We start from the raw sequence: 9,813 nt of genomic DNA on the forward strand, positions 1-9,813 counted from the left end.
CCGAGACCACATGATCGCTGGATCCACGCCATCAGGTCAGTGTCTCAACCACCACACAGAACTGGCGTTGAGCGAGTCACCCGGAATCATCCGGCCGAGATGACCCGCTTAACACCAGCCACCTAGGAGCCGAGCCCCTCGGACTCAAAGCCGGGCCCCTCGGACTCAAAAGCCGGGCCCCTCGAACTCAGGGGCCGGGCTCCTCGAACTCCACCTGCGCCACGTCCACCCGATGGTGCTGGTCGCGCAGCCGCCGCACCGCCTCCTCGGACGCGAGCGAGTCCACCACGATGACGTCGAAGTCGTCGAGGGGGGCGACCCTGTGCAACGCCACCCGGTCCAGTTTCGTGTGGTCGACCGCCAGGATGCAGCGCGTGCCCGCGGCCAGCATCGCCCGCTTGACCAGCACGATCTCCTGCTCCTGGTGGAAGGCGTGCCGGTCGGAGACGGCGGAGGTGGAGACGACGACGGTGTCGGTGTTCATGGCCTCGACGGCGTCGACGCAGGCCACCCCGAGGAACGAGTCGTGCGTCGGGTAGTACTCGCCGCCGAGCGCCATCAGCCGGATGCCGGGTATGGGGGCGAGCAGCCGGATCGCCTCCAGGAAGTTCGTCACGACGGTCAGCGGCGCGACCTCGTCCAGGTGCCGCGCCACCGCCAGCGCGGTCGTGGAGTCGTCGATGATGACCGAGCTGCCCGGTTCGAGCAGGCTGACGACGTGGCGGGCGATCGCCTCCTTCTCGGCGGTCTGCGCGGTCTTGCGGTAGGCGATGTTGCTCTCGAAGATGCTGGAGGCCTGGGCGCTCGCGCCGCCCCGGTACTTGCGCACCATGCCCTGGCTCTCCAGCTGGTCCAGGTCCCGGTGCACGGTCATCACGCTCACGCCGAAGGTCTCGGCCAGCTCCGTCATCGAGGCGGAGCCATGCCGGAGCACGTGCTCGGCCATCGCCTGACGCCTGCCGGCCCCACCGGCCGCGCGTGTTTTCACCTACGGCACTCCCGTGAGTCGGTGAGAAGAGTGTCCATAATCTCTCACATCGGGAGGGCGCTCCCTACCCGGAGACGTCCAGGCGCCGGCGCAGCAGGCAGAACTCGTTGCCCTCCGGGTCGGCCAGGACGTGCCACGACTCCTTCCCCGTCTGCCCGACGTCGGCCGGGCGGGCACCGATGCTCAGCAGCCGGTCCAGCTCGGCGTCCTGGTCACGATCGGTCGGGTTCACGTCGATGTGCAGCGGCAACTGCCCCACCTTGGGATTGTCCGAGGGGCTGAGAACGATCGTCGGCTGCAGCCCGCCGAACCCCGTCTCCGGGCCGATCTCCACGCTCCCCTCCTCCCGCCCGAGCACCACGTAACCGAGCACCTCGCACCAGAACGCCGCCAGGCGTTCGGGGTCGCGGCTGTCAAGGACCAGTTCGCTGATACGGCATGCCATGCGATCACTCCTACCCGGCCGGGCAGGAGAGTCCCACCCGGCTCCCTGGTACGTTGGTCAGCCATGTCCCCGCGCGGTGTCGCCATCCCCGACCTGCGTCGGCGGCTGTTCGACGCGGCGGAGAGGGTCCTGCTGCGGGCCGGTCCCACCGGGCTCACCGGGCGGGCGGTCACCAAGGAGGCGGGCTGCGCCCCCAGCCTCCTGCGGAACCACTTCGGTGACCTGGACGCGTTCCTCGGCGAGCTGTTCGTCGATCGCGCCCGCCGCGCCTCGGTCGCCATCGCCCGCCTGCCGGCCCTGGCGGGCACCGGCGACCTGGCCGGCAACCTGGTGGACACGATCGACGGCCTGCTCACCCCCGAGCTGCTGGCGCTGGCCGGTCTGGCGGTGGCCCGCCCCTCCATCCTGTCGGGGACGCTCACCGAAGCCCTGCTGGAGGCGGACGCCGGCGAACGCGCCTTCACCGCCTACCTCCAGGCGGAGCAGGAACTCGGCCGGCTGTCCGGGGAGGCGGACGCGGAGTCGCTGGCGCTGGCCCTGGTGGGCGCGGCCCACCAGCTCATCCTCACCTCCGGCACCTCCGGCCAGGAGACGGCGCCCTTCCGGGAGCGCATGCGCAGGGTCACGTCGACGCTGCTGCCGCGCGGCGACGGGCCCGGATGACGGGACGGGTGCGCGGGCTACGTCGAGCTACTGTCCTGATTTTTCGTGAGGTGGCTGCCGTTGACGGCGCGAGTGCCACGCTTACCGGCCTCGGTCTCGGTCCCGGTCCCAGTCTCGGTCCCGGTCCCGGTCGCGCCGTCGTCGAGCTCGCCGGGGTCGATCTTGGTGGTGTCGCGCGGCTCGACGTACGGCTCGCGGTCGGGGGACTGCCCCTTCTTGATGGCCCGCTCACGAGCCAGCTCGGCGTCGAACTCCACCCCGAGAAGCACCGCGATGTTGGTGATCCACAGCCAGATCAGGAACACGATGACACCCGCCATCGCCGCGTACGTCTTGCTGTAGCTGGCGAAGTTCGCCACGTAGAAGCCGAACGCGGCCGAGGCGACCAGCCACACGACGACGGCCAGCACACTGCCGGGAGTGATCCACCTGAACCCGGGATGCACCACGTTGGGGGCCGCCCAGTACAGCAGGGCCAGCACCAGCATCACGATCACGATCAGGATCGGCCACTTGGCGATCCCCCACACGGTCAGCGCGGTCTCACCGATGCCGAGCAGGCTGCCCGCCTGGTCGGCGAGCCCACCGGTGAACACTACGGCGACCGCGCCCACCGCCATCAGGATCACCAGGACAGCGGTGATGGCCAGGCGCAGCGGCAACGTCTTCCAGATGGGGCGCCCCTCGGGCATGTCGTACATGACGTTCGCGGCCCGCATGAACGCGCCCACGTAGCCGGAAGCCGACCAGAGCGCGACCGCCAGACCGATGATCGCGGCGAACCCCGCGGCGCGCTGGCTGCTCTGCAGCGCCTGGAGCACGGTGTCGATGATCTGCCGCGCCGGGCCCGGCGCCATCGCGCCCAGGTTGTCCACCAGCGGCTGGGTCGCCTGCTGCCCGAACACGCCGAGCAGCGACACCACCGCCAGCAGCGCCGGGAAGATCGACAGCACCGCGTAGTACGTGAGCGACGCCGCCCAGTCGGTGAGGTTGTCGTCGCTGAATTCCTTGCCGGTGCGCTTGAGCACACCCCACCACGAACGCTTCGGCAGCTCGGTGGGGCTTGTTGGGTGTGTCACTGTTCTTCCGCCCTCGAGGTGATAAGGGCTGTGCCGCTACCCGTCCGACCGGCTCGTATGCGTGACCATGTCGGATGTCCGTCATCGGCTCGGCGGCCTCGGGAGACCGCCGCCTCACCCCATTTAGCTATACGCCCGTACAGTATGCTGTTGTCCTTCGACAGCGAGCTGCACAGTTTCAAGGATGGCAAGGTGACGATCGCACCCGACCCCGAGGACCTCACCGCCCGCGCCCGCATCAGGGACGCGGCGCTGCGGCACTTCGGCGAGCACGGGTTCGAGCGCGCCACCATCCGCGGCATCGCCGAAACCGCCGGCGTGTCGTCGGGCCTGGTACGCCACCACTTCGGCTCCAAGCAGGCGCTGCGTGAGGCATGCGACGAGTACCTGTCGAAAGTCCTCAGCCGCCTCAACGACCAGGTCCGCGCCGACAGCCACCCCGGCACGGTCAACTACGTCGCCGTCGCCCGTACGACCTTGGGCCCGTACCAGCGCTACCTGGCCCGCGCGCTGGCCGAGGGGTCGGCCGCCGCCGTCTTCGACGAGATGGTCCGGCTGAGCGAGGAATGGCTGGCCGTCCTCGACCGCGACCGCCCCGACCCCCCGCTCGTCGACCGCAGGATACGGGCGGCGGTGGGGACGGCGATGTCCCTGGCGGTGCCGGTGCTGCACGAGCACCTGTCGCGGGCCATGGGGGTGGACCTGTTCAGCCCCGAGGGCGACGAACTCCTGGCCCAGGCCCTGCTGGACGCCTACTCCCACCCGATCCTGACGGTGGAGGCCGCGACCGCGGCCCAGGCCGCCCTGCGCAGGCACTGACCCCACCAGCAAGCGCCTCCCCCTTCGGGGGCCGCTACCGCGCGATGGCGAGGGCGGTCCAACACCAGGTCACGCCCACCTCCCCACGGCGCGCCACGGTCACCGCGAAAAAAGAATCGCCGCACCGCGAACTTTCCTCGCGACGGCGATGTCCAACAAAGCACAAGAACAACACAGACACCTAGAGAAACAAACAAGAAATAAAAAGGGGACATATATCATGCGATCCAAGCTCGTCACGCTGACCCTCGCCACCCTGGCCGCCGGCGCCTGCATTTTAACGACCGTCGCCTCGCCCGCCGCCGCCTCCTCGGCCTCCGCCTCGTCCAAGTCAAGCGCGGAGTCGCAGACCGGCAAGCGTAAGTGGATCGACTCCAGGCACGGCTGGCAGCGGTCCGGCGTCTTCGTCGAGGCCGGGGACCTCGTCCGGGTGGTTCAGGTCGACGGCCGGTGGACGGTCGACCACCGCCAGTTCCCCTACGTCTCCGGGCGCGGGTACTCCTGGTACACCGACCGCCGGATCAACCAGGGGTGCAAGATCCTGGACAACTACACCTACGGCACGCTGGTCGGCAAACTCAACAACACCGTCTTCCGGATCGGCAGCTCGGCCGTCTTCCGCGCGAACCAGGACGGCTTCCTTGAGCTGCGCGTCAACGACGACGACCGCTGCCTCGGCGACAACGACGGCGCCCTTCGGGTGAAGGTCTCCATCCTCGACGAGGGCTGACACTCAGCGGCGTTTCGCGAGCGCTAGGCGTCACAAGCCGAATCAGGTAAGGGCCCTTACCTGATTCAAAAAGCCAAACAGACCGCTCTTTGTGACACAGCGAGATCCCGGCGCGGGCGATCGGCGTAATCCAAAGGGAATTGTCATGGGGCCTGTAAAACGCGATGGAACAGCGCTCCGCAGCTCGAAACACACAAAGCGTGAAACGCGCCAACCGCATCACATCCCGTGCCGCCCATCACTACGATGCCGCCATGAAATCATTACTAGTGGCCCTCAGCATCGGCACGCTAAGTGTATTACCCGTCACCGCAGCCGCCGCCGACACAGAATCGACCGCGTCGCTGAACTTGGTGGCGCTGGGAGACTCCTACGGTTCCGGCACCGGCGCCGGTGACTACGAGCCGGGCACCGAGGGCACCTGCTTCCGCAGCGCCAACTCCTACGCCTCGGTCATCGCCGAAGGGCTCCGCCAGCGCGGCAAGCGGGTGAAGTTCACGAACGTCACCTGCAGCGGCTCGGCGATCGGAACGCTACGGGAGTCGTTCAAGGGCGAGCCTCCTCAGCTCAACGCGCTGAAGCGGAACACCGACATAGTGACGCTGAGCATCGGCACCGGCGACATCAACTTCGCCGGGTTCGGTGGATTGTGCATCCAGGCGGACTGTTCGGGCGCGCCCGCCACGGCCATCAGGGGTCTGCTCCCGGCCATGGGCGAGAAGTTGACGGCTCTCCTGGTCGACATCAAGGCCCGCAGCCCGCGCGCCAAGATCGTCCTGACGGGGTACGGGCAGCAGGTCACGCCGGACGAGAACGCCGAGGGCGTCCCGTTGGACCCGATCTGCGAAAGCCAGGTGTTCACCGCGCAGGAACGGGTGGAAGGCAACCAGGTCGCGAGAGAACTCGACGCGACGCTGAAGAAGGCCGCGAAGGCCGCCTTCGTACGGGGAGTGAACATCCGCTTCGTCAGCCCCTATGCGAACTCGGCCGATCTCCGGCCCGAGTTCGAGGGCCACTCGCTGTGCCAGGACGAGCCGCCCTTCTACCGGGGGTTCGACGCGCTCGCTCCGGGCCAGGAGGGCATCGACGCGGTCCTGCACCTCAACCAGCAGGGACAGGCCGCTCTGGCCGACCTGGTCGCGCGTAGGATCCGCGCCTAGCATTCCGTAGGATTTCGCGATCCTGGGCGGTGCCGAGGTCGCAGGGGAACGGCCGCCGCACGATCATTTCGGGGTTGCGTGAACACGTCCGAAGGTCGCGCGGTGGCCGTGATCGTGTGCGCGCTCAGCGGGTCGAGCAGGTCACCGTTCGACCTCGTAGTGCAGGTGGGTGACACCCGGCGCGGGGACGGCTTCGACGAGACGCAGGCGCACATGACCCGGCAGCTCCTGGAAAAAGGACCGGCCGCCGCCGAGCAGGATCGGCACCTGGTGCAGGATCAGCTCGTCGACCAGCCCCGCCTTCAGCGCCTCGGTCACGACGCCGCCGCCCATGAGGCCGACGTCCTTGCCGCCGGCGATCCGGCGGGCCGCCGCGACCGCGTCCTCGATGCCGGTGGTGACGAGGGTCTGCCGGTCGCTCATCCCCGGCACCGGCCGATGGCTGAGGACGACCAGCGGGGCCGTCGGGTGAGGGCTGCCACCCCCGAAGTGCTCCGAGTCCTCGTAGGTGTTGCGGCCCGCCAGGATCGCGCCGACGCGTCCGGCTGCGGCGTCGAAGACCCGGGCGCTGGGCGCGCTCAGCTTGAACGAGTCGAAGACCTGGCTGGGCGTGTCGCCGTCGAAGTACCAGTCGAAGAGCATCGACGCGTCACCGAGCCCGCGACCGGCTCCGGGGTCGCGGCCGGTGATGTAGCCGTCGACCGACACCGCCAGCCCGCAGAAGACCTTGCTCATGTTCGTGTCCTTTCGAGTGAGTTCCTTGAGGAGACTTAATGACCATAGCATCGCGAGTTCCCTGAGGGAACCCTCTGCGGAAATGCGTCAGTTCCCGTGAGCCAGTGATCGTGGCCGCTCAGCCGATCGGCGTGGTCCGTCGCCGCCTTGAGCGCGTTGAGCAGGCCGAGGGTGTCGGGGCACGCAGGTACTCGATCGGATCCGGCGGGCCGCCTCGTCCATGGTGTCCAGCGACTCGACGACGACCCGGCCGCCGAACCGATCCTTCACTCGGCGGCGCGGAGCAGACAGATACAAACGTCACGAAACCGCTGATGAGTTTCGGAAGGGTCAGGCCGTGTCCCGGAGGTCGGCCGGCGTCCAGCCGGCGGTGCCGGAGACGATGCGGATCGCCGCGCGGGCCAGCGGCTCCAGCCCCGCGACGTCGACCTTGTCGAGGGTGTCCGCCGAGTCGAACAGGTACATCGGGGCCGACAGGAAGTGCACCAGCGGCACCCCCTCCGGATGGAAGAACGCTCCGTCTGTCGGAGGCATCGGCGAGAACACGTCCGGCGGCAGGACGAAGGATCGGCGCAGCCCCTCCGCCTCCAGCGTCTCCTGGACGAGGCGTTCCAGCCGCGCCGCCCGGCTGGTGAACCACCATCTGACCTCGGGATCGGCGGTCGGCACGAGCATGCCGTCCACGGGCTCGCAGCGCAGGGCGGCGTGTTCGAGGTGCAGCTCCAGGACCACGTCGGCGAGTTCCGTACGGTGGCGGTCGATGAAGGCCCTGGTGCCGGCGGCGTGGGCCATGTGCCCCGAGGTGAGGAGGAACGTCAGGTTGTGGGGGCGTTCCGCGGCCGGGACCCGCGCCCAGTGGTGGGCGGCGGCCAGGACGAGGGCGCAGCCGGAGGCGTCCTCGACGGCCGAGGCCCAGGGGCCGTCGTGATGCGAGGCGACGATGACGGTGTGCGGCGAGCCGCCGGGGAGGGTGGCGACCACGTTGTGGGTGACGACCGTGTCCATGACCGACTCGGCGACGAGCTCACCGTCGCAGGGGAGGCGGTCGAGCAGCCGGCGGGCGTCCGAGCGGGACAGCCACAGGGCGGGGACGGGGCGTTCGACGGCGTCGTACGGCACGTAGTAGTCGCGGGTCTCCCAGGGGACGCCGGTCAGCGCGCCGACGAAGCCGGCCGCGCCCGCGGCGAGGGCGGGCTCGACGACCCGCGTCATGTTCGGGCCGAAGGGGATGGTCTGGACGAGGGTGTCGAAAACGCCCTCGGGGTCGTACGCGGAGGTGGCGAGGGTCTTGACGTACGACTGGGGGAGGTCGGTGAAGGTCAGCTCGTCCACGGCGATGTCGCCGGGACGGGCGTCGGCGAGCCGCGCGACCCGCCGCCGAAGCCTCCCACCCAGTCCCCCGCCTGGCCTCCCTCCCGGCCTTCCGCCGGTCGAGGCCGTGTACGGGAGCGGCATCCCGCTGAACGTGGTGCCGTCGGACAGGCGCAGCAGCCCCGTGCCCGGCCGCCAGCGACGCACCTCGACCGGTTCGAGAGAAACCCGCAGCCCCAGCTCGGTGAGCCGATCGGCGAGCCACCTCTCGGTCCACTCGTCCGCCGGATAGCCGGGACGGCGGATGCCGCGCTCCACGATGGTCTCGATCCAGCCGAGCATCTCCGCGACCGAGGGCACGTGCTCCATGACCTGGATCCAACCATGTCAACCGTCGAAGCCCCGGGCGGACGCCACCTGGCCGCCACCAGCGACTGGGAGCGTGGTCCGCCAGGTAGTGACCGGAAAGGGAGATATCGGCTGAACCGGTCCGGCAGTCCGCGCGTACCTCCTCACGTCCGGACACGTGGCCCAGGAGGTTTCGTGGAGCTCAGCCTATTGCGAGCCCAGGCGCACAGCCCTTCGTACTTCTCACTGCTGCGCGGCTCAGCGGGACAGCGTCCCCCAGTGGACTTCTGCATCCCGTGCAACCCCTACTTCCCGACCCCGGAGATATTCGAGCACCTCGGGAGGAATCTCGAGACGATCCTGAAGTTCTACCCGAGCGACGCGGACACCATCACCGCGGAGCTGTGCTCCACGCTCGGGCTTCACCCCAAGACGGTCGCCATGGGGAACGGGTCCACCGAGCTGATCACCTGGATCGACCACCTGCTGGTGCGCGAGAGCCTGGCGGTGCCGATCCCGACCTTCGGCCGCTGGACCGACCAGCCGATGGAGACCGGCAAGCGGGTGGACATGTACCCGTTGCTGGAGAGCCGCAACTTCGCCCTGGACGTGAACGACTTCGTGTCCTTCATCCGCATGCGAGGCTCGCGCGTGGCGGTCATCTGCAACCCGAACAACCCCGACGGAGGCTACCTGCCCAAACACGAGGTCCTGCGCCTGCTCGACGCGCTCATCGACCTGGACCTGGTCATCGTCGACGAGTCGTTCGGCGACTTCGTGGACGCCGAGCCGTACCCCGGCATCGCGGCCGAGGCGGCGGTCCGGCCGAACGTGATCGTCCTGCGCAGCCTCGGCAAGAACTTCGGCCTGCACGGCATCCGCTTCGGCTACATGGTGGCCAACCCGGCGCTGGCCGGGAAGGTGCGCGACGCGCTGCCCAAGTGGAACCTGAACTCGTTCGCCGAGGTCGTGGTCTTCATGATGAGGGAGTGCATGCCGCAGTACCAGGAGAGCCTGCGGCTGCTCACCAACGACAGGCGCGCCATGTTCCACCAGCTCAGCACGATGCCGGAGTTGTCGGTGTACGCGTCGCAGGGCAACTTCCTGCTGGTCAAGCTGCCGCCCGGGCACGACGGGGTGGGGCTGCGCGACCACCTGCTGTCCGAGCACGGCGTGTACGTGCGCGAGTGCGGCAACAAGCTGGGCACGACCAGCCAGTTCCTGCGCCTGGTGGTCCGGCCGCAAGATGACGTACGCAGGCTGCTGGTCGGCATGACGCAGTACCTGTACTCCGGGAGTCTGCACGAGATGCCCGTGGTCGGCCTGCACCACCGGCACGTGAACCCGCTGTCGGCCTGACCTCTCCGCACGTCACAGGGGGTTAACGCCAGCTAAACCGGCATCTCGGAAAGCTCCCGCCATGAGCTTCCGGTACAGCCGTCTCGTCCGCGGCGTGGCCACTCTCACGGCGATCGCCGTCCTCGTGGTGACGCCCGCGCCCGCCCCCCCCCCCCCCCGCTCACTGCCGCCCCGCC

10 protein-coding genes are annotated in these 9,813 nt (G+C 68.9%); 5 read left to right on the top strand and 5 right to left on the bottom strand.

Features of this window, described 5'->3' with window-relative positions:
- Positions 1 to 187: 187 nt before the first annotated feature.
- Both KME77_RS28020 and KME77_RS28025 read right to left on the bottom strand, forming a co-directional pair.
- Positions 188 to 988, bottom strand: coding sequence for a DeoR/GlpR family DNA-binding transcription regulator (locus tag KME77_RS28020; RefSeq protein ID WP_308250943.1), 801 nt, complete (start codon positions 986 to 988; stop codon positions 188 to 190).
- A 64-nt stretch (positions 989 to 1,052) separates the two neighbouring features.
- The gene (locus KME77_RS28025; RefSeq protein ID WP_219471970.1) at positions 1,053 to 1,433 is read right to left on the bottom strand and encodes a VOC family protein; all 381 of its coding nucleotides are present in this window, start codon (positions 1,431 to 1,433) and stop codon (positions 1,053 to 1,055) included.
- Between the two features lie 63 nt (positions 1,434 to 1,496).
- Between KME77_RS28025 and KME77_RS28030 the strand changes: the two genes are divergently transcribed.
- Positions 1,497 to 2,096 carry a TetR/AcrR family transcriptional regulator gene (locus KME77_RS28030; RefSeq protein ID WP_219471972.1) on the top strand — a complete coding sequence of 200 codons (600 nt, stop codon included), beginning with the start codon at positions 1,497 to 1,499 and terminating at the stop codon, positions 2,094 to 2,096.
- Between the two features lie 17 nt (positions 2,097 to 2,113).
- On the opposite strand, the gene KME77_RS28035 is transcribed toward KME77_RS28030, so the two are convergent.
- Positions 2,114 to 3,124 (bottom strand): YihY/virulence factor BrkB family protein, encoded by a 1,011-nt coding sequence (locus tag KME77_RS28035; RefSeq protein ID WP_308250944.1) that lies wholly within the window; start codon positions 3,122 to 3,124, stop codon positions 2,114 to 2,116.
- A 201-nt stretch (positions 3,125 to 3,325) separates the two neighbouring features.
- Between KME77_RS28035 and KME77_RS28040 the strand changes: the two genes are divergently transcribed.
- From KME77_RS28040 to KME77_RS28050, 3 genes are all read left to right on the top strand, one after another.
- Complete coding sequence (locus KME77_RS28040; RefSeq protein ID WP_246610873.1) at positions 3,326 to 3,994, top strand: TetR/AcrR family transcriptional regulator; 669 nt, start codon at positions 3,326 to 3,328, stop codon at positions 3,992 to 3,994.
- A gap of 220 nt (positions 3,995 to 4,214) precedes the next feature.
- Positions 4,215 to 4,724 carry a hypothetical protein gene (locus tag KME77_RS28045; RefSeq protein WP_219471976.1) on the top strand — a complete coding sequence of 170 codons (510 nt, stop codon included), beginning with the start codon at positions 4,215 to 4,217 and terminating at the stop codon, positions 4,722 to 4,724.
- A 254-nt stretch (positions 4,725 to 4,978) separates the two neighbouring features.
- A complete protein-coding gene (locus KME77_RS28050; RefSeq protein ID WP_219471978.1) occupies positions 4,979 to 5,884 on the top strand; it encodes an SGNH/GDSL hydrolase family protein in 906 nt (301 codons plus the stop codon).
- Positions 5,885 to 6,025: 141 nt separating this feature from the next.
- Here the strand turns inward: KME77_RS28050 and KME77_RS28055 are convergent, their stop codons facing one another.
- Together KME77_RS28055 and KME77_RS28060 are read right to left on the bottom strand one after the other, a co-directional pair.
- Positions 6,026 to 6,619, bottom strand: a complete 594-nt coding sequence (locus KME77_RS28055; RefSeq protein WP_219471979.1) for a dihydrofolate reductase family protein — start codon at positions 6,617 to 6,619, stop codon at positions 6,026 to 6,028.
- Positions 6,620 to 6,949: 330 nt separating this feature from the next.
- Entirely contained in the window at positions 6,950 to 8,299 is a 1,350-nt protein-coding gene (locus KME77_RS28060; protein ID WP_219471980.1) for a M28 family peptidase, read from the bottom strand.
- A 258-nt stretch (positions 8,300 to 8,557) separates the two neighbouring features.
- On the opposite strand from KME77_RS28060, the gene KME77_RS28065 reads away from it, so the two are divergent.
- Positions 8,558 to 9,637 (top strand): pyridoxal phosphate-dependent aminotransferase, encoded by a 1,080-nt coding sequence (locus KME77_RS28065; protein ID WP_219471981.1) that lies wholly within the window; start codon positions 8,558 to 8,560, stop codon positions 9,635 to 9,637.
- Positions 9,638 to 9,813 lie beyond the last annotated feature (176 nt).

This window comes from Nonomuraea rhizosphaerae (assembly GCF_019396405.1).
Taxonomy (GTDB): domain Bacteria; phylum Actinomycetota; class Actinomycetes; order Streptosporangiales; family Streptosporangiaceae; genus Nonomuraea; species Nonomuraea rhizosphaerae.

Bases quoted from the DNA above. Each gene is read 5' to 3' on its own strand.
- KME77_RS28030 (WP_219471972.1), top strand. From the start codon at position 1,497: ATGTCCCCGCGCGGTGTCGCCATCCCCGACCTGCGTCGGCGGCTGTTC.
- KME77_RS28025 (WP_219471970.1), bottom strand. From the start codon at position 1,433: ATGGCATGCCGTATCAGCGAACTGGTCCTTGACAGCCGCGACCCCGAA.
- KME77_RS28055 (WP_219471979.1), bottom strand. From the start codon at position 6,619: ATGAGCAAGGTCTTCTGCGGGCTGGCGGTGTCGGTCGACGGCTACATC.
- KME77_RS28050 (WP_219471978.1), top strand. From the start codon at position 4,979: ATGAAATCATTACTAGTGGCCCTCAGCATCGGCACGCTAAGTGTATTA.
- KME77_RS28045 (WP_219471976.1), top strand. From the start codon at position 4,215: ATGCGATCCAAGCTCGTCACGCTGACCCTCGCCACCCTGGCCGCCGGC.
- KME77_RS28060 (WP_219471980.1), bottom strand. From the start codon at position 8,299: ATGGAGCACGTGCCCTCGGTCGCGGAGATGCTCGGCTGGATCGAGACC.